Origin of the sequence: Paractinoplanes abujensis, from assembly GCF_014204895.1 — a bacterium.
Taxonomy (GTDB): Bacteria; Actinomycetota; Actinomycetes; order Mycobacteriales; family Micromonosporaceae; genus Actinoplanes; species Actinoplanes abujensis.
In genome coordinates, this window is the sequence record NZ_JACHMF010000001.1 from 7994753 (window position 1) to 8014556 (window position 19804).

Below are 19804 nucleotides of genomic sequence, written 5' to 3' on the forward strand. Positions count from 1 at the left end.
ACCTACCGATTGCCGGGCCGGCGTTTTTCACCTTGAAGCGAACGTGGTGCGGGTGCCGGGGGTGAGCCAGGTCAGGGTGTCGGGTGGGAAGGCCGCGTCGATCTGGGCGCGGCCCTCGTGGAAGTGGGACCAGCCTTCGTAGTGCACGGGGATGATCCGCCGGGGTTTGATGCGGGTGCACAGGGCGTAGGCGTCGCGGCCGGTCATCGTGAAGCGGGCGGGACCGGTGAGGCCGAACTGGACTTTGCCCAGGTGCAGCACGGCCGTGTCCACGGTGAGGCGGGAAGCCACCTCGAGCACGCCGGGGAAGACGACCGTGTCGCCCGAGATCCAGACCACTGACGTGGAGCCGGGTGGGCGCAAGGCGAATCCGGTGGTGGGGCCGACGATGGGGACGCTCCAGGCGGGGCCGTGCCGGGACGGGGTGGCGGTCACCTCGACGTCGCCGATTGTGGTGGTCTGCCACGGCGTCAGGCCCACGCCACCCAGCCTGCGGGCGCCCGCCGGTGTGGTGACGACGACCGGGGCGGAGGGCAGCAGGGCCCGGCCGGCGTCGTCGAGGTTGTCGGCGTGCTGGTCGTGGGTGAGCAGGATGCCGTCGAGCGGGCCCAGGTCCGCGGCGGGGACGGCGGGGCCCGCGGTTTTGCGCGACGACGTGCCCCAGCCGAACGCGTAGCGCCGGCCGGGGGCGTCGAACGTGGGGTCGACGAGCAGCCGCACCCCGCCGATCTCGATCAGCGTGGTGGGCCCGCCGATGTGGGTGATGGAAAGTGTCATCGGGCGTGCCGCAGCGCCCAGTCGAGGACGTCGTCGGCGATCTGCTCCCAGCCTTTCTGTGCGGGCAGCAGATGGGCGTATCCCTCGTACTCGCGGCGTTCGGTGACGGTGTTCGACTTGTAGTGCTTGGCGTTGGACTCTTGGATCGCGGGCGGCATGATGTGGTCCTCCGAGCCCGACACGAACAACAGCGGCGCCCGGTTGTCGTTGTGGTAGTCGACCCACGTGTCCTGATGACCGGGCTGGAAGTTGGCCAGCACGCCGCCCCACAGGATGCCGCCGCTGGCCGGAATGGCGTACCGCTCGTAAAGGGTTCGCGCCTCGTCCTCGGAGAACGTGTTGGTGAAGGCGTACTTCCATTCCTCGAAGGTCAGCGGGATCGCCTTGTGCCGGTTGGCCGGGCTTTTCAGGACGGGGAACGTGGATTTCAGCTGGGACAGCGGCACGACCCGGACGCCTTCGGTGGGCGCCGAGTTGAGCGCGACCCCGGCCGCGCCGAACCCGTGGTCGAGCAGAATCTGCGTGAAAGCGCCGCCGGCCGAGTGCCCGATGATGATCGGTGGTTCCGGCAGTGAACGGGCGGCCTCTTCGTATTTCGCAATGATCTGCGGAACGGTGACGGCGACGATCGGGGACGGGTCGGCGTTGAGCGCCTCGACTTCGACCTCGAAACCGGGATAGCCCGGCGCGATCACCCGATGGCCCTTGGCCTCGTAGTGCGCGATCCAGTTCTCCCAGCTGCGCGGCGTCACCCAGAAACCGTGGACAAGCATGATGGGCCTCATGCGCCGATCGTGCTGGGAGCGCGTCCACACGCGAATCACGCGTCTCACGTAGTCAAATCTTGCAACCTTCCCCGAAGTTGCCGTCGCGACCGCACCCCGAGCTTCCGATACACCTTGCGCAGGTGGTAATCGACGGTGTTGGCACTCAGGAACAGATGAGCCGCGATCTCGGCGTTGGTTCCCCCGTCCCGGGCCAGGCGGGCCACGGCGGCCTCCTGCGGGGTCAAGGCCGTTTCATCGGTTTCCCGTACGGGGTGAAGCACAGGTCCGCCCAATGCGCGCAGCTCTTTGCGGGTCCGTTCGGCGAACGCCTCCGCCCGTACCCCCTCGAACATCGTGAGGGCCGTGCCCAGTTGCTCGCGGGCGTCCCGGCGGCGGCGTTGCCGGCGCAGCCATTCGCCGTAGAGCAGGTGGGCCCGGGCCCGGTCGCCGTTGCTGAGGCCACCGGTGAGGTGTTCGATCGCCCGCCGGTACAGGGTTTCCGCCTCCGCTGCGGGGGCCAGCAGGGCCCGAGACCGGTCGAGCACGCCGAGCGCGCGGGGCATGCCGCAGGCCTCGGCGACCACCGCGAGGTCGGCCGTGGCGAGTTTCGCCGTACGCCTGTCGCCCGCACGCAGCGCCGCCTCGGCCAGCTCGGGCAGCGCGTCGGCGTAGCGGTGCGGCCGGCCCAGCTCGACCAGGCCGAGCAGGGTGTCGCGAGCCGCGCCGTACTGGCTCTCGGCGTTGTCCAGCACCGCGAGGCTGAGCCTGGTCCACGAGTGCAGGCCGCCCAGGCAGAGCGTCTCGAAGACGCCGAGCGCAGCCCCGACCGATTCCCTGATGCCCGGCCCGGCCCGCCACGTCGCCAGTTCGGGGTGCCGCCACACCTGCGCCTGATCGGCCGTCATGCCGAGCGCCGCGCGCAGCCGCAGCCCGGCCGCGTCGTGCCGGTCGGCCTCGTTCAGCCCGCCCAGCAGCGTCCAGGTCATCGTGCCGAGGTAGTGCACCAGATCGAGCGCGTGCAGGGCGCCGCTGCGGCGGGCGGCGGTCTCGGCCCGGCGCAGCAGCCCGTCCTTGGCTTCGTCGTCCCACAGCAGCGTGCAGAAGTTGACCCCGACCACGAGCCGGGCCAGCAGAGCCTCGTCGCTCAGGGCGGGGTCGGTGATCGCGGCCACCGCCCGGCGCACGGCGGGCAGCCCGCCGGAGTAGCCGTCGGTGGTGAAAGCGGCGTAACCGGCCAGAATCAGTTCGTCCACGCCGGCCGGGGCCGGGCCGACCAGCCGGGCCGCCTCGGCCGCGATCTCCGGTTCGCTCACCGCCGACAGGTGTTCGGCGCTGCGCGCCAGCTCGATCGCCTGCACGACGGCGCGCCGGGCCCGTTCCCGGTCGTCGCCGAACGCCCGCGCCGCGGCCAGGCAGCGGGCCGCGCCCAGCCGTTGCCCGTCCGGGGTGCCGGTGTTGACCTCGGCCAGCGAGCGCGTCATCAGCGCGCTGCCGCGGGCCGGGCCGGGCAGTGTCTGCTCCGCGACGCCGTCGAGCAGCAGGAGCGCCTGACCGTAGGCGCCGGCCGCGAGCGCCGCCTCGGCCGCCCGAACCTGCCGCACGGCCCGCGCCCCGGGATCCGGTGTCAGTTCGGCCGATCGGGTCAGGAAGGTGGCCCGGGCGGTGTGCCCACCGCGGGCCGCGGCCCGGTCGGCGCGCATCTCGAGTTCGGCCGCCGTCGCCTCGTCGGGCCCGTCGGCGGCCGCGGCGAGATGCCAGGCCCGGCGATCCGCCTCGCCCTCACCGGTGATCGTCGCGGCCAGTGCGCGGTGGACGGCTCGCCGGGCGGCCGGTGTGGCGCCGCCGTAGACGGCCGAGCGCACCAGGGGATGCCGGAACGTCCACGGCGGCGAACCGGTGACGAGCCGGTCGGCTTCGGCCGGTGCGGCGTCGGCGGGTGTGAGGCCGAGCAGCCGGGCCGCCGCGGTGAGCCGGTCGGCGGCGGTGCCCGCACCGGCCGCGGCCAGCAGCAGCCAGGTGCGCGTGGCCGGGGGACAGCCGTCGATCCGGGCCGCGTAGTGCGCCTCGAGCCGGCTGCCGATGGGTGCCGGTTCGGGCAGGGCGACCGTCCCGCCCAGTTGCCCGGCGGTGAGTTCGTGGCCCAGATCGGTCAGGGCGAGCGGATTGCCGCCGGTGGCCCGCGCGATGTGCTCGGCCCGGGCCCGGTCGACCACGGAGTCGACGACGTCGGTGAGCAACGCCACGGCCGCATCCGGGGCCAGGCCACCGATCTCTTGTGCGGGCACGCCGGCCAGCAGACCGGGATCGTCCGGGCGGTCGCCCTCGGCGCGCAGGCCGAACAGCAGCACCACGCCCTCGGCGTGCAGCCGGCGAGCGACGAAGGCCAGGGCTCGCAACGACTCCCGGTCGAGCCACTGCGCATCGTCCACGACACACAACCGCGTGGGCGGCGGCGCCTGTCCGTCCGGGCGGCGCGAACCGGCCAGCAGGGTCAGCGCGGCCAGGCTGACCAGATAGAGGTCGGGCGGTGGGCCATCGGCCAGGCCGCAGGCCACCTCGAGCGCCGCCAGCTGGGTCGCGGGCAGCCGGGCGCGGTCGGCGACCAGCGGGATCACCAGGCGGTGCAGTGCCGCGTACGGGAAATCGGTCTCGGGCTCGACGCCGCTGACCCAGAGGGAATCCGGCGCGCGGCCCTCGGCGTACCGGAGCAAGGCGGTCTTGCCGACGCCCGGCTCGCCGCGCAGCACCAAGCTTGCGCTGCGCCCGGATCGCGCCTCGGTGAGCAGCGCATCGAGCGCGGCGCACTCCGCCTCCCGACCGAAGAGCCGCACGGGGCGACTCTATCGATCGAAGGTGTCAGGTCTACAGACCCGAAAGTCGCTGTCCGGCCCGCACAACGGCCATGGCGTGGCGTTCGCCGGGGCGGCGGCCCAGTCGCTCGATCGGACCGCTTATCGAGATGGAGGCGATCACCCGGCCCGTCCGGTCGCGGATCGGCGCCGAGACACTGGCCACACCGGGCTCGCGCTCGGCCACGCTCTGGGCCCAGCCGCGCCGGCGCACCTCGGCCAGGGTGCGGCCGGTGAACTTGCAGCGGGGCAGCAGCGGCATGACGGCCTCGGGGGGTTCCCAGGCGAGCAGGATCTGCGCGGCCGAACCGGCGACCATCGGCAGCACCGAGCCGACCGGCACGGTGTCGCGCAGACCGCTGGCCCGCTCGGCCGCGGCCACACAGATACGCTCGTCGGCACGGCGCAGGTAGAGCTGCGCGCTCTCCCCGGTCGCGTCCCGCAATGCGGAAAGGAGGGGCTCGGCCGCGGTCAGCAGCACGTCCGGCGCGGCGTTGGCCAGCTCGCCCAGGCGGGGGCCCGGGCGCCACCGGCCCTGGGTGTCACGCACGAGCATCCGGTGGATCTCCAAGGCCTGGGCCAGGCGATGTGCGGTTGCCCGGGGCAGCTTCGTACGGTCGACGAGTTCGGCCAGGCTGGCGCCGTCGACACACGCCGCCAGGATGACTACCGCCTTGTCGAGAACGCCGACACCGCTCATACTGTGTCCCACAAGCCGAAACATACCTCCCAGAATTTAGGATGTCCAGATGGTGGGAGTCACTCCGAGGACCCTGGCCGAAAAGGTCTGGGACGACCATGTCGTGCGTGCTGCCGAGGGTGAGCCTGATCTGCTCTACATCGACCTGCACCTGCTGCACGAGGTGACCAGCCCGCAGGCCTTCGACGGCCTGCGCCTGGCGGGCCGCCCGGTTCGACGCACCGATCTCACGCTCGCGACCGAGGATCACAACACGCCGACGGGCTACGCCGACCCGGCCTTCAACACGCGCCGCGGCGAGCTTTTCACGATCGCCGACACGACCTCGCGGACGCAGATCGAGACGCTGCGCAAGAACTGCGCCGAGTTCGGTGTGCAGATCCGCCCGCTGGGCGACGTCAACCAGGGCATCGTGCACGTGATCGGGCCGCAGCTGGGCCTGACCCAGCCCGGCATGACGATCGTGTGCGGTGACTCGCACACCGCGACCCACGGCGCGTTCGGCGCGCTGGCCTTCGGCATCGGCACCAGCGAGGTCGAGCACGTGCTGGCCACGCAGACGCTGCCGCAGGCCAAGCCGAAGACGATGGCGGTCACCGTGGTCGGCGACCTGCGTCCCGGCGTCAGCGCGAAGGATCTGATCCTGGCGCTCATCACGCAGACCGGCACCGGCGGCGGCAACGGCCACATCGTGGAGTATCGCGGCGAGGCCATCCGCAAGCTCTCCATGGAGGGCCGGATGACCATCTGCAACATGAGCATCGAGTGGGGCGCCAAGGCCGGCATGATCGCGCCCGACGAGACCACGTTCGCGTATCTGGAGGGCCGCGAGAACGCGCCCAAGGGCGCCGACTGGGACGCCGCCGTGGCGTACTGGAAGACGCTCGTGACCGACGAGGACGCGGAGTTCGACACCGAGATCATCCTGGACGCCGCGGCGATCAGCCCCTTCATCACCTGGGGCACCAACCCGGGCCAGGGTGCGCCGCTCGACAGCGTGGTGCCGGACCCCGAGGAGTTCGTCGAGGAGACCGACCGCAGCGCCGCCCGCCGCGCGCTGGAATACATGGACCTGCAGCCCGGCACCCCGTTCCGCGACGTGCCGGTGGACGTGGTCTTCGTGGGTTCCTGCACCAACGGCCGGATCGAGGACCTGCGGGCGGCGGCCGACGTGATCCGGGGCCACCGGGTGCACGACGGCGTCCGCATGATGATCGTCCCGGGCTCCTACAAGGTGCGCGAGGCGGCCGAGGCCGAGGGGCTCGACAAGATCTTCACCGAGGCGGGCGCCGAGTGGCGGTTCGCGGGCTGTTCCATGTGCCTGGGCATGAATCCGGACACGCTCAGTCCCGGCCAGCGGGCCGCCTCCACGTCCAACCGCAACTTCGAGGGCCGGCAGGGCAAGGGCGGACGCACCCACCTGGTCTCGCCTCAGGTCGCCGCCGCCACCGCAGTGGTCGGCAAGCTGGCCGCCCCCGCCGATCTGTAGAACGGAAGCGACTCCCGATGGACAAGTTCGTCTCCCACAGCGGCAAAGTGATGCCGCTGCGCCGTTCCGACGTGGACACCGACCAGATCATCCCGGCCGTTTATCTGAAGCGGGTCACCCGCACCGGATTCGAGGACGGTCTGTTCAGTGCCTGGCGTGAGGACCCGGATTTCGTGCTCCACAATCCGGCTCACGCGGGCGCCACGATCCTGGTCGCCGGGCCCAATTTCGGCACCGGATCGTCGCGTCAGCACGCCGTCTGGGCGCTGCGCGACTGGGGTTTCAAGGTCGTCATCGCCGCTCGATTCGGCGACATCTTCCGCGGCAACGCGCTCAAGGAGGGGCTGCTGCCCGTCCAACTCGACCAGAAGGCCGTCGAGGCGTTGTGGGATCTCGGCGAGAGCGAGCCGGAAAAGCAGATCACCGTGGACCTCGAGGGCCGCCGGGTCGTCGCCGACGATGCCTCGTGGCCGTTCCCGATCGACGATTTCAGTCGTTGGCGCCTCATGGAAGGCCTCGACGACATCGGATTGACCCTCCGCCACGCCGACGACATCACCGAGTTCGAAAAAAATCGGCCCTCCTTCAAGCCGGTGACTGCCTGAGGGTGAAAACCCTTGTCAGCACTACGTTTTTCGCCTCTGCCGCATCCCCGGCAGGGGCGAATTCGTTGTAACGCAAGGGTTTTTTATGACACTAATGTTTGTGTCTGCTGGTCAGAGGGCATACGGTGCGCGCAGAATGGCTCGCATTGGGCCAGTGAGGCTCAGTTCTCACGTTTGGGAGGAAAACCGTGAACAAGGCCGAGCTCATCGAGGCGCTCGCAGCCCGATTGGGAGACCGCAAGTCCGCCACGGCGGCGCTGGATGCGGTCATCGCTGAGGTGCAGGGTGCTGTCACCAAGGGCGATCGGGTTGCCATCACCGGCTTCGGCGTCTTCGAGAAGCGGGCACGCAATGCGCGTACCGCCCGCAATCCGCGCACGGGCGAGCCGGTGAAAGTGAAGAAAACCTCCGTGCCGGCGTTCAAGCCGGGCACCGCTTTCCGCGAGATGGTCGCGGCCGGAAAGGTCGCGAAGGCGGCCGCCCCGGCGAAGAAGGCGACTGCTACGAAGGCCACTGCCACCAAGGCTGCCGCCGCCACGAAGGCGGCCCCGGCGCGGAAGACGGCCGCCACCAAGGCGACCGCGACCCCCGCTACCAAGACCACGGCCGCCAAGAAGACGACCGCTACCAAGGCCACCACCGCCACCAAGGCGGCCCCGGCCAAGACCACCGCCACCGCCACCAAGGCGACGGCGGCCAAGAAGACCGCTGCCACCAAGGCGGCCCCGGCCAAGTCGACGGCGACCAAGGCCACCACTGCCACGAAGGCGACGGCGGCCAAGAAGACCGCTGCCACCAAGGCCACCACCGCCACCAAGGCGGCCCCGGCCAAGACCACCGCCACCGCCACCAAGGCGACGGCGGCCAAGAAGACCGCTGCCACCAAGGCGGCTCCGGCCAAGACCGCCGCCACCAAGACGGCGGCGGCCAAGAAGACGACCGCCCGCAAGACCACCACGGCGGCCGCGGCCGAGACCCCGTCCCGGGCGCGCGCCACCAAGTCGGCGCGCAAGTCCCGCTAGTTTCGCGGATAGCACCATGTTGGGCCGATAAGGCGTCCACCCTAACGGTGGACGCCTTTCGTGTGTACGGGCGCCGAAAGCGTTGCTGGGCCTACCGTCCGGGGCATGGAGCGCAGAGCATCACCGCGAGGGCTGGTCGGCCGGTCGCTGCTCGCCACGCTGGTGTTCGCGGCCGCCGTCGTGCCGGGCTGGACGCTGGGTACGACGGCCGAGCGGTACACCGGCTCGGAACTGCTCGACTGGTGCGTCACCGGACTCTGGGGCGCCCTTACCGTACGGGTGCTGGCGCCCCACGCGTCGTACCGGCCCCGCGACGCCTGGCTCGGGCTCATCCCTCTCTACAACTGGTATCTCGTCTGCGTGCTGGGCTGGCGGGTGGCGCTGCTGCCGTTCCGCGACTGGGAGCCGCGCGACGACGAGCTGTGGCGGGCCCGCTGGCTCACCGGCGACCTGGTCGGCTACTGGCGGGTCGATCCGGTGCCGCTGGGCGCCGCCCGGTCGGCTAGAGCCGCGTCGGCTCCAGCAGGCGGTCGCCGCTCCAGGTGAGCAGCCAGGCCGAGCCCTTGGGCGTCTTGTAGGGCTCGGGGTCGGCCTCGTCGCGCAGCGCGGCCAGCAGGTGCGGGATCACCTTGCCCTGACTGCAGATCGCCGGCAGGCTCCCGGCCGACCGCAGCTCCAGCAGGCGCTGCGCGGCCAGTTTGGCCTTGGCCGGCGCCTCCTCGGCCTCGGCCGGCTCGGCGAACGCACCGTCCACCACGATGGGCATACCGCCCAGCGTCGCGGCCAGCGGCTCCAGCGTCTGCTTGCAGCGCAGCGGGGTGGCGGCGACGAGCCGCCCGGGCCCGATCGGGCCGCAGATCCGGGCGAACAGCTCGGCCTGGCCCGCACCCACCTCGTCGATCGGCCGCAGCGCGTCGTTACCGGACCACTTCTTGCGGTCGCCCGCGTGCGCGTGCCGCACCAGCACCACCACGTCGGTCACCGGGGGCAGCGCGGCCACGTGGTCGAGGATCGCGCGCTCGTCGGCGTAGCTGACCCGCGCGGCGGCCTCGGCCAAGGAGAGCCAGGCGACCTCGTCGACCTCGTCGGTGTCCTGCACCGGGCCGCCGTCGCCCACGGCGTCCATCAGCCAGTACGTCACCGTCTTGGGCCGGCCGTCGGGCAGTGTGTACGCCACCTCGGGCAGGGCCAGCCGGACGCGGCCGCGCCAGCCCGTCTCCTCCAGCACCTCGCGCGCCGCGCCGACCAGCGGGTGCTCGTCGCCGTCGAGCTTGCCCTTGGGCAGCGCCCAGTCGTCGTAGCGGGGGCGGTGCACCAGGCAGACCTGGCCGTCGCGGACCAGCACCCCGCCGGCGGCGTGAACCGTGTCCGTCATGTCAGGACGCCTTGCCGATGACCCGGCGCAGCAGCGCCTCCTGCAGGTGGACGTGCGGCTCGGTGAGGTTGGCCGGGTGCCGGTGCCAGTCGCCCGCGCCGTCGAGGTCGAAGCCCTCGGTGCCGTCGCTCATCGACAGCTCCAGCACGTAGCGCAGCTCCTCGCGGGCCGTCGGCAGCGTCACCCGCACCAGCGCCTCGACGCGACGGTCGAGGTTGCGGTGCATCATGTCGGCCGAGCCGATCCAGTACTCGGCGTCGTCGCCCACGCCGAACCGGAACACCCGCGAGTGCTCCAGGAAGCGCCCGACGATCGAGCGGACGCGGATGTTGTCCGACAGGCCCGGCACACCGGGCCGCAGCGCGCACATGCCCCGGATGATCAGATCGACCTTCACACCGTCCTGCGAGGCGCGGTAGAGCGCGTCGATCGTCTCCTCGTCGACGAGCGAGTTCACCTTGATCTGCACCAGCGCCTCACCGCCGGAGCGGGCGACGCGGGCTTGTTCCTCGATCCGCTCGATCAGGCCCTGCCGGACGCCGTGCGGGGCCACCAGCAGCCGCCGGTACGACCGCTGACGGCTGTAACCGGTCAGCACGTTGAACAGGTCGGTGACGTCGGCGCCGATCTCGGGGTCGGCGGTGAGCATGCCGAAGTCCTCGTAGAGCCGGGCGGTCTTGGGGTGGTAGTTGCCGGTGCCGATGTGGCAGTAGCGGCGGATCTGGTTGCCCTCCTGCCGTACGACCAGAGCCGTCTTGCAGTGCGTCTTGAGACCGACCAGGCCGTAGACGACGTGGCAGCCGGCCCGTTCCAGGGTGCGGGCCCAGGCGATGTTGGCCACCTCGTCGAAGCGCGCCTTCACTTCGACCAGCACCACCACCTGCTTGCCGGCGGCGGCCGCGTCGACCAGCGCGTCCACGATCGGCGAGTCGCCCGAGGTGCGGTAGAGCGTCTGCTTGATGGCCAGCACGTCCGGGTCGGCCGCGGCCTGCTCGATGAAGCGCTGGACGCTCGTCGAGAACGAGTGATACGGGTGGTGCACCATGATGTCGCTCTCGCGCAGCCGGTTGAACACACTGCGCGGCACTTCGCCGTCCACCAGCTGCGGGTGGGTCGACGGCACGAACGGGCGGTCCTTGAGGTCGTCGCGGTCGCACTCGCCGAAGACCTGCCACAGGGCTGACATGTCGAGCAGGCCGGGCACCCGCTGCACGTCGGCCCCGGTGACGTCGAGTTCCCGCACGAGCAGGTCGAGCACGTGGTCGCTGATCGAGGCGGCCACCTCGAGGCGCACCGGCGGGCCGAAGCGGCGCTGGGCCAGCTCGCGCTCCAGGGCCTGCAGCAGGTCCTCGTCGCGGTCCTCGTCGACCTCGAGCTCGGCGTTGCGGGTGACCCGGAACGAGTGCCACTCCTCCAGCTCCATGCCTGGGAAGAGCTGGTCGAGGTGGGTCGCGATGAGTTCCTCGACGGGCAGGAAGCGCACCGACCGGCTGTCGTTCTGCACGGTCACGAAGCGCGGCACGTTGTTCGGCACCTTGATCCGCGCGAACAGCTCGCCCGCGGTGTCCTCGGGATCACGCAGCACGACCGCGAGGTTCAAGGACCGGTTGGAGATGTACGGGAACGGGTGCGCGGGGTCGACGGCGAGCGGGGTCAGCACGGGGAAGACCTGCTCCCGGAAATACGTCCGCAGGCGCTCGCGCTCGGGGGCGTCGAGATCGGCCCACTTCACGATCTCGATGCCTTCGGCCTGCAGCTTGGGCCGCACCTCCTCGGAGAAGCAGGCCGAGTGCCGGGTCACCAGGTCGGCGGTGCGCTGCGAAATCATCTCGAGCTGGTTGCGCAGCGAGGACCGGTCGCCGCCGCGCATCGGCAGGCCCGCGTTGAGCCGCCGCTTCAGCCCGGCCACCCGCACCATGTAGAACTCGTCGAGGTTGCTGGCGAAGATGGCCAGGAACTTGGCCCGCTCCAGCAGCGGGGTCTCCGGGTCCTCGGCCAGGGTCAGCACCCGCGCGTTGAAGTCGAGCCACGACAGCTCGCGGTTGAGGAACCTGTCCTCCGGCAACTCGGGCCGCTCGGGCTCGGCCGGCTCGATCGCGTCGGGAATGTCGCTGCTGGTGGTCACCACGGGCTCCGTCGGTTTCGGATCTTCTGCGGCTACCACGGTCTCGCCCACGGGTGCCGGATCGGTCGGGGTCGTACGGGACAGATAGCGGCCGTTCGGGCCACGCCGGCGGGGTTCGGGGGTCCGGGGCGAGGTGTGCATCGCACCATCATTGCCGGTTTCTGCGGAACGTGAAACGAACAAGCCTCGGATTAGTTCAGGCAACGCCCGGAATTCTCACTTCGCGAATCCCGCCGGCCGGATCGGTATCGATGTCGACGCGTTGCCCGAGGCGGAGTTTGCGCAGCCCCGAGGCGTCGAAGGCGGACGCGCCGAAGGCCAGCTCAGTGCCGTCGTCGAGCAGCAGAGTGCCGCTTCGGGAGGCCGGGTCGAAGGTTGCGATCGTGCCTTGCATGCCTTAGAAGCTACCGTTCACGCGGCCGAGACGCAGGCCACCTCGAGTCCCAGGTCACGCAGCAGTTCACAGGTGTGCCGCCCGGCGCCCAGAGCGAGCACGGTGACCAGGTCGGCCGGGGTGTCGACGTCCTGCCGCAGCCCCGGCCAGTCGCCGTCGAGCGGGCGGGCCCCGGAGGCGGCGTGCGCCACCGCCGAGCCCAGGCCGAAGCGTGGGTCGAGCGGCTCGCCCGGCCCCACGGCCAGCAGCACCGTGCCGGTGCCGGCGGCGTCGGCCACGAAACCGCGCCCGGGGCGGGCCGCCGCCAATGCCGCGTCGAGCTGGCCCGGGCGCAGCGCGGGCAGATCGCCGGCCAGCACCACGCGATGCCGCCCCAGCCCGGCCACCTCGTCGGCGCCGTGCCGCATCGCCTCGTTGAGCCCCGCGCCGGGCCGGTCCGGCACCACCCGGGCGCCCAGGGCGGTCACGGCGGCCCCGGCCACCGGGTCGTCGGTCACCACCAGCAGCTCGGCCACCGCCGGAGTGGCCAGCACCGCGGACGCCGTGTCCCGCACCATCGCCAGCGCCAGATCCCTGTGCCGGGCGGCCGGGACCGCGCCGCGCAGCCGGCTCTTGGCGGCCCCGAGCCGCTTGACCGGCATCACCGCAGTCCAGTCGCGCACCATTGGGCCAAGTCTGCCAGTGCCCGGCGGTAAGGACCCCTGCCTGGTACCGCAGGCTTCGAGCAGGCATGATTTCGTCGCAGGTACGACGACAGGCGGCGGGGGCACGCCGCGTCACAGCACGAACAGCAGGCAGGAGAAGCCGTGGCACACCGCAGGCTCGGGTTCTGGCGGCGTTTCGCGGCGTCACTGGTGATCCCGGTGCTGAAGGTCTGGACCAGACGGACCTGGCTCAATTCGGACAACATCCCGCGGTCGGGCGGGGTGATCATCGCCTCGAACCACGTTTCGCACTTCGATCCGGTGGTTGTGGGTTACTACATCTTCAGCGCGGGCCGCTGGCCGCGTTTCCTGGGCAAGGCCAGCCTGTGGAAGGTCCCGCTGCTCGGCGGCTTCCTGCGCAAGGTGCAGCAGATCCCGGTCGAACGCGGCAGCGTGGAGGCCGTGAAGTCGCTCGACGTGCTGGTCGAGGCGCTGCGGCAGGGCGGTGTGGTGGTGATCTATCCCGAGGGCACGACCACCCGCGAGCCCGACCTGTGGCCGATGCGCGGCAAGACCGGCGCGGCCCGGCTGGCCCTGCTCACCGGCGCCCCCGTGGTGCCCGTGGCCAACTGGGGGGCCGAGCAGATCTTCGACCCGCGCACGAGCAAGCTGCGTTTCCGGCCGCGGGTGCCGGTGACCGTCACCTCCGGAAAGCCGGTCGACCTGAGCAAGTGGCAGGGCTCGACCCCGACCCGGGCCGTGCTCGAGGAGATGACCGAGGCGATCATGCGGGACATCAGCGGACTGCTCGGCCAGGTGCGCGGCGCGACGCCGCCATCGACTCTCTACGACCGGCCCCGCAAGCAGATCACGAAGGCCGAGGACGCCTGATGGCCCGCGCGGCGGTGATCGGGGCCGGCGCCTGGGGCACGGCCTTCGCCAAGATGCTGGCCGAGGCGGGCGCCGACGTCACGATGTGGGCCCGGCGCGAGTCGGTGGCCACCTCGATCCGGGAGCACCACCTCAACGAGGGCGCGCTGCCCGGGCTCAAGCTGCCCGAGCGGATCACGGCGACCGGCGACCTGACCGAAGCCGTGTCCGGCGCCGAGCTGGTGGCGATCGCCGTGCCGTCGCAGACGCTGCGGGGCAACCTGGCCGAGTGGGCCGGGGCGTTCGCGCCCGACTCCACGCTCATCTCGCTGATGAAGGGCATCGAGCTCGGCACGACCAAGCGGATGAGCCAGGTCATCGTCGAGACGGCCCGGGTCGACCCCAGCCGTGTGGTGGTCGTCTCGGGGCCCAACCTGGCCCCCGAGATCGCCGCCGAGCAGCCGGCCGCGACGGTCGTGGCGGGCACCGACCACGACCGCTGCCGGGCCGTGCAGCACGCGCTGGCCCTGCCGTACATGCGGCCGTACACGAGCGAGGACGTGATCGGCTGCGAGCTGGGCGGCGCGGTCAAGAACGTGATCGCCCTGGCCTACGGCATGGCCGCCGCGATGGGTCTGGGCGACAACACCAAGGCGTCGCTGATCACCCGGGGCCTGGCCGAGACGGCCCGCCTGGGGGTGGCACTGGGCGCCGACCCGCTGACCTTCGCCGGTCTGGCCGGGCTGGGCGACCTGGTCGCGACGTGTTCGTCGCCACTGTCGCGCAACCGCACCTTCGGTGAGCAGCTGGGCCTGGGTAAGACTCTGGAGCAGGCGCAGGTCGCGGCCCGGCAGACCGCCGAGGGCGTGAAGAGCTGCCTGGCGATCCGCGACCTGTCGCGCGCCCACGGGGTGGAGATGCCGATCACCGAACAGGTCGAGCGGGTCTGCCACGAGGGCGTCGACCCGCGGGTCGCGGTCAAACTGCTGATGGGCCGGGAGATGAAGCCAGAGTGACGTATTCGGACGGGACGAGGGTCGTACACGCGGGTCTGCCGGAGGCCGAGGCGGGGGATCCGTTCCTGCCCGGCCCGGTCTTCGCGGCGCCCTACCACCTCGACCCGGCCGCCGGGCAGGTCGGCGACAACGGCTACGGCCGGCCCGACAACCCGACCCGGCGGCGGCTGGAGTCGGCGATCGGTGAGCTCGAGGGCGGCCGCACGCTGACCTTCGCCAGCGGGCAGGCCGCGATCACCGCTCTGCTGCTCTCTGTGCTCCGTACGGGTGACACGGTGGCCCTCCCCTCCGACGGGTACTTCACGGTCCGCAGCTTCGCCGAGAGCACCCTTCGCGACCTCGGTGTGCAATCGATCGTGGTGCCGACGGCCGGTCCGTACCCCGACTTCGCGGGCGTCCGCCTGGTGCTGCTGGAGACGCCGGCCAACCCGGGCCTCGACGTCTGCGACATCCGCGAGGTCTCGGCCCTGGCCCACGCGGCGGGCGCACTCGTCGCCGTGGACAACACCACCGCCACCCCGCTCGGGCAGAATCCGCTCGCGCTCGGCGCCGACCTGGTGGTCGCCTCCGGCACCAAGGCGCTGACCGGTCACTCCGACGTGCTGCTGGGCTACGTTTCGACCAACGACACCGAGCTGCTCGGCAAGGTCGAGACGTGGCGCAAGCACACCGGCGCGGTCCCCGGCGCGTTCGACGCGTGGCTGGCCCACCGCTCGATCGCGACGCTCGACCTGCGGCTGGCCCGGCAGAGCCAGAATGCGGCCGCGGTGGCCGCGCTGCTGAGCGGGCGGGAGGACGTCACCGGCGTACGGTGGCCGGGGTTGAGCTCCGACCCGTCGTACGCGGTGGCCTCGACCCAGATGCGGCGCATCCCCGGCGTCGTGTCGTTCGACCTGGGCGACGCCGAGCGGGTGGCCCGGTTCCTGACCGCGGCCGAGCTGGTCTTCGCGGCCACGTCGTTCGGCGGCGTGCACACGACGGCCGACCGGCGCGCCCAGTGGGGTGACGACACCAGCCCGGGTTTCGTACGCCTTTCGTGCGGCATCGAGGACACGGTGGACCTGCTGGCCGATCTGACGGCCGCGTTGGATCAGGCCTGATCTAGCGTGCCGGGAGTGAGTTGGGACAGCTTCTCCGGTGACCAGGTAGCGGCCATGACGCAGGGGTCGAGCTTCTTCGCCGACCCCGGTGAGCGCGAGTGCCCGGCCTGCGGCGCGACGTCGCTGCGGGCCTACTTCCACGCCCCCGACAACGCCCGCCGGCCGACGCTGGTCAGCTATGTGTGGTGCTCGTCGTGCCGCAAGTTCGTCGGCACGCGGGCCAAGCACCCCGAGGGCCTGGTCTTCAGCGACCCGCTGGCCACGCTCACGGCCGCCGAACGGCGCGAGCTGGAGCGCAGCCTGGTCGGGTTCCTCGGGCACCTCGACCGCCTCTGGGACGACGGCGTGCTGCCCCAGACGTTCGCCGCCTGAAAACCGCCTCTTGCCTCCGTGGGCGTCGCGGCTCTATGGTTCGTTACATGAGTAATGAACCACTGCACTAAGGAGGCTCGCGTGTTCCACGACCGCAGCCCCATCTACCTGCAGATCGCCGACGGCATCAAGAACGACGTCCTGAGCGGGGCCCTCAAGGAGGACGACCAGGTCATGTCCACGAATCAGTACGCGGCCTTCTACCGGATCAACCCGGCCACCGCGGCCAAGGGCTTCGCCCATCTCGTCGACGAGGGGGTGCTCTACAAGCGGCGCGGCATCGGCATGTTCGTCAGCCCCGACGCGCCCGCCAAGCTGCGGGCCGAACGCCGCGAGCGGTTCTTCGCCGAGGTCGTCGACCCGATGCTCGACGAGGCCGAGCGGGTCGGCATCGGCGTCGACGACATCACGCACTACCTGGGGAGCCGGCGATGATCGAGCTGCGCGGCGTCACCGTCCGGTACGGCCGTACGGTGGCCGTCGACCACGTGGATCTCGACCTGCCCACCGGCGTGATCTACGGCTTGCTCGGGCGCAACGGATCGGGCAAGACCAGCCTGCTCAACGTCCTCACCTCGTACCGCAAGCCGTCCGCGGGCACGGTGCTGATCGACGGTGAGGAGTCGTTCGAGAACCCGCGGCTCACGCGGCAGACCAGCTTCATCCGCGACACCCTCGACCTGAGCGGCTCCGACCGCATCAGCACCGTGCTCGCCGTGGCCCGATGGCTGCGTCCGGGCTGGGACGCCGATTACGCGGGCAAGCTGCTCGACCTCTTCGAGCTCCACCCCCGCGAACGCGTGGCGGGGCTCTCCCGGGGCGAGCGCTCCATGCTGGGCGTGACGCTCGGCCTGGCCAGCCGGGCCCCGCTGACCGTCCTCGACGAGGCCTACCTGGGCATGGACGCGGTGGCCCGCACCCTGTTCTACCGCGAGCTGCTCGACGACTACCTGGCCCACCCGCGCACGATCGTGCTCTCGACCCACCTCATCGAGGAGGTGGCCGACCTGTTCGAGCGGGTGATCATCATGGATCGCGGCCGGATCCTGCTGCACGACGAGACCGACGCCCTGCGCGGGCGGGGCGTCACCGTGACCGGGCCGGCCGATCTGGTCACCGCGTTCGCGTCGGGCCACACCGTGCTCGGCGAGCACAGCCTGGGCACCGTACGGGCCCTGACCCTGGACGGCCGCCTCGACCCCGGCGAGATCGCCCGCGGCGAACGCGACGGCCTGTCCTTCGGCCCGCTCGGCCTGCAGGAGCTCTTCGTCCACCTCACCTCGCAGCCCCAGCCCCTGGAGGCGTCCCGATGAGCGTCAGCGCGGTCCTGTTCCAGCTCTACCGTCCGGTCATCTACTGGGGCCTGGCCATCGTCGTCGCGCTCGAGATCGCCGTGGTGGCGGCGATCCTGACCGTCAACCCGCCCGGCTTCAGCTTCTGGCTGGTCGTCGTCGGCTCGGCCGCCAAGTACTGGCCACTCGTCACCGGCATCCTCATGATGAGCACGTACTTCCGGCAGATCGTGACCAACGGCGTCACCCGGCACGAGTTCCTGCGCGGGTTCGCGGTCTTCGCGCTCGGCATCGTGGTGCTCCTCCCGGCCCTGGTCGTGATCGGTCACGGCGTCGAAAGCACAGTGCTCGGCCTGCTCGATCAGCGCGGCGACAGCTATCCGGTGTTCCGCTTCGGCGAGGCCGCGAACGAATACCTGCACGTGCTTCCGGGCACGGCGGCCTACCTGGCGTCGGGCACGGTGATCTCGGCCGGCTTCTATCGGTTCCGGCCACTGATCGGGTTGCTGCTGATCCTCCCCGGCTCGCTGCCGATCATGGCGAGCGGCGGGCTCCTCACGATCGACGAGTTCGGGGTGCTGACGCAGCGGGGCTCGCTGGCCGTCGCGCTGACGGTCGTGCTGGCGGTCACGGCTGCGGCCGGGATCGCGGCGCACCGGCTGATGCGTGACGTCGCGATCCGGCGTACGGGCTGACCTCAGGCGCTGTCGGCGAGCCGCCGCGACGGGTGGGCCGCCACGAAGTCGTAAAGCCAATCCTGGGTCACCGGCATCTCCGTGCCGCCGGTGACCCGGCTCAGCGCCTCGCCCGGGGCGATCCCCAGCAGCACCAGCGTCGTGCAGGCGAGCAGGGTGGAACGCCCTATCCCGCCGAAGCACTGGGTCACCACGAAGCGGCCGGCCCGCACCTGGCCCGCCAGCTGACCGGCCAGTGTGACCACTTGCACGGCCTCGTCGCGCGGCACGCCGCCGTCGGGCACCGGGAACGAGACGAACTGCAGCCCGTACGACGAGGCCGCCGCGGCGGTGTCGCCGAAGCCCAGCCGATGCTGTTCGACGGTGGTCAAGGCCGAGACGAGCACGTTGACCCCGGCACGGGCCAACGCGCCGAGTTGCTCGACCGGCCAGGCGTCGGCGCGCGGGTGCGCGATCGTCGCCAGTTGCCCGGGCCCCGGCCCGGCGATCACGTGGAGTGCTGCTCTCATGAACTGCCCGTTCCCCTGTCCCGGCCCGGTGGCCGGGTGATCCCGCGAGTGGCTAACGCAGAGTAGGGTCACCCCCGGCATGACCGCTAGCGAGAGGCCCAAAGAAAGTGACGACCCCTCGGAAAACCCGCGTCGCGATCGTCTTCGGCGGTCGCAGCTCCGAGCACGCGATCTCGTGTGTGAGCGCCGGCAGCATCCTGCGCGCGCTCGACCCGGACCAGTACGAGGTGCTTCCGGTCGGCATCACCAAGGAAGGCAAATGGGTGCTGGCCGGGGACGACCCGTCCGCGCTGGCCATCCGCGACCACCAGCTGCCCGAGATCACGGCGGCCAGCGGTAACGCCGTCGTGCTGGCGGCCGACCCGACGGCCACCGAGCTGATCGTGCACGACCCCGCCGACGGCATGTCGACGCTCGCCGGGGTCGACGTCGTCTTCCCGGTGCTGCACGGGGCGTACGGGGAGGACGGCACCATCCAGGGCATGCTCGAGATGGCCGGCCTGCCCTACGTGGGGGCCAACGTCTTCGCCTCCGCCGCGGCCATGGACAAAGAATTCACCAAGAAGCTGGCGGTGGCCGAAGGCATCCCCGTCGGGCCGTACGCGGTGCTGCGGGCGGGCGCCGAACTGTCGGAGACCGACAAGGAGCGGCTGGGCCTGCCGGTCTTCGTGAAGCCGTCCCGCGCGGGCTCGTCGCACGGCATCACCAAGGTCACCGACTGGGCCGACCTCGACGACGCCGTCGCCACCGCCCGCCGCATCGACCCCAAGGTGCTGGTCGAGGCGGCCATCGTGGGCCGCGAGATCGAATGCGGCGTGCTCGAGGGCGAGGCCGGAGGAGCGCCCGAGGCGTCCCTGCTGGCCGAGATCCACGTCGACGACAACGACTGGTACGACTTCGAGACGAAATACATCCAGGGCAGCCGCTACACCATCCCGGCCGACCTGCCCGCCGAAGTCACCCGTCAGGTGCAGGAATACGCCCGCCGCACGTTCACCGCGCTCGACTGCGCCGGCCTGGCCCGGGTCGACTTCTTCGTCACCGCCGACCACCAGGTCTACCTCAACGAGATCAACACGATGCCCGGCATGACGCCGACCTCGATGTTCCCGCTGATGTGGGCGGCCACCGGCCTCGAATACCCCAAGGTGGTCGACCGTCTGATCCGGACGGCCCTGCACCGCGGCACCGGGCTGCACTAGC

The 19804-nt window shown here is 71.2% G+C and carries 21 protein-coding genes; 12 read left to right on the top strand and 9 right to left on the bottom strand.

The genetic code is table 11. The features are described 5' to 3' along the window. Positions 1-27: 27 nt before the first annotated feature. From BKA14_RS36805 to BKA14_RS36820, 4 genes are read right to left on the bottom strand one after another with little or no spacing between them, the layout of a single operon-like run. The gene (locus BKA14_RS36805; RefSeq protein WP_184955351.1) at positions 28-777 is read right to left on the bottom strand and encodes an MBL fold metallo-hydrolase; all 750 of its coding nucleotides are present in this window, start codon (positions 775-777) and stop codon (positions 28-30) included. Further along, on the bottom strand, positions 774-1562 hold the full coding sequence (locus BKA14_RS36810) for an alpha/beta hydrolase (protein WP_184955352.1): 789 nt from the start codon (positions 1560-1562) through the stop codon (positions 774-776). The genes BKA14_RS36805 and BKA14_RS36810 overlap by 4 nt, the downstream gene beginning before the upstream one ends. 44 nt (positions 1563-1606) lie before the next feature. After that, the gene (locus BKA14_RS45375) at positions 1607-4375 is read right to left on the bottom strand and encodes a helix-turn-helix transcriptional regulator (protein ID WP_184955353.1); all 2769 of its coding nucleotides are present in this window, start codon (positions 4373-4375) and stop codon (positions 1607-1609) included. 31 nt (positions 4376-4406) lie between these two features. Next, the gene (locus tag BKA14_RS36820; protein ID WP_023561932.1) at positions 4407-5093 is read right to left on the bottom strand and encodes an IclR family transcriptional regulator; all 687 of its coding nucleotides are present in this window, start codon (positions 5091-5093) and stop codon (positions 4407-4409) included. 49 nt (positions 5094-5142) lie between these two features. On the opposite strand from BKA14_RS36820, the gene leuC reads away from it, so the two are divergent. The 4 genes from leuC (at position 5143) to BKA14_RS36840 (ending at position 8755) form a co-directional block, all read left to right on the top strand. Further along, complete coding sequence (gene leuC / locus BKA14_RS36825) at positions 5143-6582, top strand: 3-isopropylmalate dehydratase large subunit (protein WP_184955354.1); 1440 nt, start codon at positions 5143-5145, stop codon at positions 6580-6582. Positions 6583-6599: 17 nt separating this feature from the next. Continuing rightward, positions 6600-7187 (top strand): 3-isopropylmalate dehydratase small subunit, encoded by a 588-nt coding sequence (leuD, locus tag BKA14_RS36830; protein ID WP_184955355.1) that lies wholly within the window; start codon positions 6600-6602, stop codon positions 7185-7187. A gap of 188 nt (positions 7188-7375) precedes the next feature. Continuing rightward, positions 7376-8209 carry an HU family DNA-binding protein gene (locus BKA14_RS36835; protein WP_184955356.1) on the top strand — a complete coding sequence of 278 codons (834 nt, stop codon included), beginning with the start codon at positions 7376-7378 and terminating at the stop codon, positions 8207-8209. A gap of 105 nt (positions 8210-8314) precedes the next feature. Next, positions 8315-8755: a hypothetical protein gene (locus BKA14_RS36840; RefSeq protein WP_184955357.1), complete on the top strand. Its 441-nt coding sequence runs from the start codon at positions 8315-8317 to the stop codon at positions 8753-8755. Here the strand turns inward: BKA14_RS36840 and BKA14_RS36845 are convergent. The 4 genes from BKA14_RS36845 to cofC are packed head-to-tail and all read right to left on the bottom strand — an operon-like array spanning position 8712 to position 12768. Then, complete coding sequence (locus BKA14_RS36845) at positions 8712-9584, bottom strand: NUDIX hydrolase (protein WP_184955358.1); 873 nt, start codon at positions 9582-9584, stop codon at positions 8712-8714. The two genes, BKA14_RS36840 and BKA14_RS36845, sit on opposite strands and share 44 nt — an antisense overlap. A 1-nt stretch (position 9585) precedes the next feature. Continuing rightward, the gene (locus BKA14_RS36850) at positions 9586-11850 is read right to left on the bottom strand and encodes an RNA degradosome polyphosphate kinase (protein ID WP_184955359.1); all 2265 of its coding nucleotides are present in this window, start codon (positions 11848-11850) and stop codon (positions 9586-9588) included. Positions 11851-11905: 55 nt separating this feature from the next. Then, positions 11906-12103 carry a cold-shock protein gene (locus BKA14_RS44615; protein WP_203722073.1) on the bottom strand — a complete coding sequence of 66 codons (198 nt, stop codon included), beginning with the start codon at positions 12101-12103 and terminating at the stop codon, positions 11906-11908. 17 nt (positions 12104-12120) lie between these two features. After that, complete coding sequence (gene cofC / locus BKA14_RS36855) at positions 12121-12768, bottom strand: 2-phospho-L-lactate guanylyltransferase (protein ID WP_203722072.1); 648 nt, start codon at positions 12766-12768, stop codon at positions 12121-12123. A gap of 141 nt (positions 12769-12909) precedes the next feature. Between cofC and BKA14_RS36860 the strand changes: the two genes are divergently transcribed. The 7 genes from BKA14_RS36860 to BKA14_RS36890 all read left to right on the top strand — a co-directional run bounded on the left by BKA14_RS36860 (position 12910) and on the right by BKA14_RS36890 (position 18092). Next, positions 12910-13638, top strand: a complete 729-nt coding sequence (locus tag BKA14_RS36860) for a lysophospholipid acyltransferase family protein (protein WP_184955360.1) — start codon at positions 12910-12912, stop codon at positions 13636-13638. After that, the gene (locus BKA14_RS36865) at positions 13638-14633 is read left to right on the top strand and encodes an NAD(P)H-dependent glycerol-3-phosphate dehydrogenase (protein WP_184955361.1); all 996 of its coding nucleotides are present in this window, start codon (positions 13638-13640) and stop codon (positions 14631-14633) included. Before BKA14_RS36860 ends, BKA14_RS36865 begins: the two co-directional genes overlap by 1 nt. After that, positions 14630-15733, top strand: coding sequence for a cystathionine gamma-lyase (locus BKA14_RS36870; RefSeq protein ID WP_184955362.1), 1104 nt, complete (start codon positions 14630-14632; stop codon positions 15731-15733). Before BKA14_RS36865 ends, BKA14_RS36870 begins: the two co-directional genes overlap by 4 nt. Positions 15734-15748: 15 nt before the next feature. Continuing rightward, a complete protein-coding gene (locus BKA14_RS36875) occupies positions 15749-16105 on the top strand; it encodes a hypothetical protein (protein ID WP_239092540.1) in 357 nt (118 codons plus the stop codon). A gap of 81 nt (positions 16106-16186) precedes the next feature. Next, positions 16187-16540, top strand: coding sequence for a GntR family transcriptional regulator (locus BKA14_RS36880; protein WP_184955363.1), 354 nt, complete (start codon positions 16187-16189; stop codon positions 16538-16540). Continuing rightward, positions 16537-17418, top strand: a complete 882-nt coding sequence (locus tag BKA14_RS36885; protein WP_184955364.1) for an ATP-binding cassette domain-containing protein — start codon at positions 16537-16539, stop codon at positions 17416-17418. The genes BKA14_RS36880 and BKA14_RS36885 overlap by 4 nt, the downstream gene beginning before the upstream one ends. Further along, positions 17415-18092, top strand: coding sequence for a hypothetical protein (locus BKA14_RS36890; RefSeq protein WP_184955365.1), 678 nt, complete (start codon positions 17415-17417; stop codon positions 18090-18092). The genes BKA14_RS36885 and BKA14_RS36890 overlap by 4 nt, the downstream gene beginning before the upstream one ends. 2 nt (positions 18093-18094) lie before the next feature. On the opposite strand, the gene BKA14_RS36895 is transcribed toward BKA14_RS36890, so the two are convergent. Continuing rightward, positions 18095-18601 (bottom strand): protein-tyrosine phosphatase family protein, encoded by a 507-nt coding sequence (locus BKA14_RS36895; RefSeq protein ID WP_184955366.1) that lies wholly within the window; start codon positions 18599-18601, stop codon positions 18095-18097. A gap of 107 nt (positions 18602-18708) precedes the next feature. On the opposite strand from BKA14_RS36895, the gene BKA14_RS36900 reads away from it, so the two are divergent. Next, on the top strand, positions 18709-19803 hold the full coding sequence (locus BKA14_RS36900; protein ID WP_184955367.1) for a D-alanine--D-alanine ligase family protein: 1095 nt from the start codon (positions 18709-18711) through the stop codon (positions 19801-19803). Position 19804 lies beyond the last annotated feature (1 nt).

Bases quoted from the DNA above. Each gene is read 5' to 3' on its own strand.
- BKA14_RS36890 (WP_184955365.1), top strand. From the start codon at position 17,415: ATGAGCGTCAGCGCGGTCCTGTTCCAGCTCTACCGTCCGGTCATCTAC.
- BKA14_RS44615 (WP_203722073.1), bottom strand. From the start codon at position 12,103: ATGCAAGGCACGATCGCAACCTTCGACCCGGCCTCCCGAAGCGGCACT.
- BKA14_RS36885 (WP_184955364.1), top strand. From the start codon at position 16,537: ATGATCGAGCTGCGCGGCGTCACCGTCCGGTACGGCCGTACGGTGGCC.
- BKA14_RS36820 (WP_023561932.1), bottom strand. From the start codon at position 5,093: ATGAGCGGTGTCGGCGTTCTCGACAAGGCGGTAGTCATCCTGGCGGCG.
- leuC (WP_184955354.1), top strand. From the start codon at position 5,143: ATGGTGGGAGTCACTCCGAGGACCCTGGCCGAAAAGGTCTGGGACGAC.
- BKA14_RS36850 (WP_184955359.1), bottom strand. From the start codon at position 11,850: ATGCACACCTCGCCCCGGACCCCCGAACCCCGCCGGCGTGGCCCGAAC.
- BKA14_RS36810 (WP_184955352.1), bottom strand. From the start codon at position 1,562: ATGAGGCCCATCATGCTTGTCCACGGTTTCTGGGTGACGCCGCGCAGC.
- BKA14_RS36845 (WP_184955358.1), bottom strand. From the start codon at position 9,584: ATGACGGACACGGTTCACGCCGCCGGCGGGGTGCTGGTCCGCGACGGC.
- BKA14_RS36805 (WP_184955351.1), bottom strand. From the start codon at position 777: ATGACACTTTCCATCACCCACATCGGCGGGCCCACCACGCTGATCGAG.
- BKA14_RS36865 (WP_184955361.1), top strand. From the start codon at position 13,638: ATGGCCCGCGCGGCGGTGATCGGGGCCGGCGCCTGGGGCACGGCCTTC.
- BKA14_RS36840 (WP_184955357.1), top strand. From the start codon at position 8,315: ATGGAGCGCAGAGCATCACCGCGAGGGCTGGTCGGCCGGTCGCTGCTC.
- cofC (WP_203722072.1), bottom strand. From the start codon at position 12,768: ATGGTGCGCGACTGGACTGCGGTGATGCCGGTCAAGCGGCTCGGGGCC.
- leuD (WP_184955355.1), top strand. From the start codon at position 6,600: ATGGACAAGTTCGTCTCCCACAGCGGCAAAGTGATGCCGCTGCGCCGT.
- BKA14_RS36895 (WP_184955366.1), bottom strand. From the start codon at position 18,601: ATGAGAGCAGCACTCCACGTGATCGCCGGGCCGGGGCCCGGGCAACTG.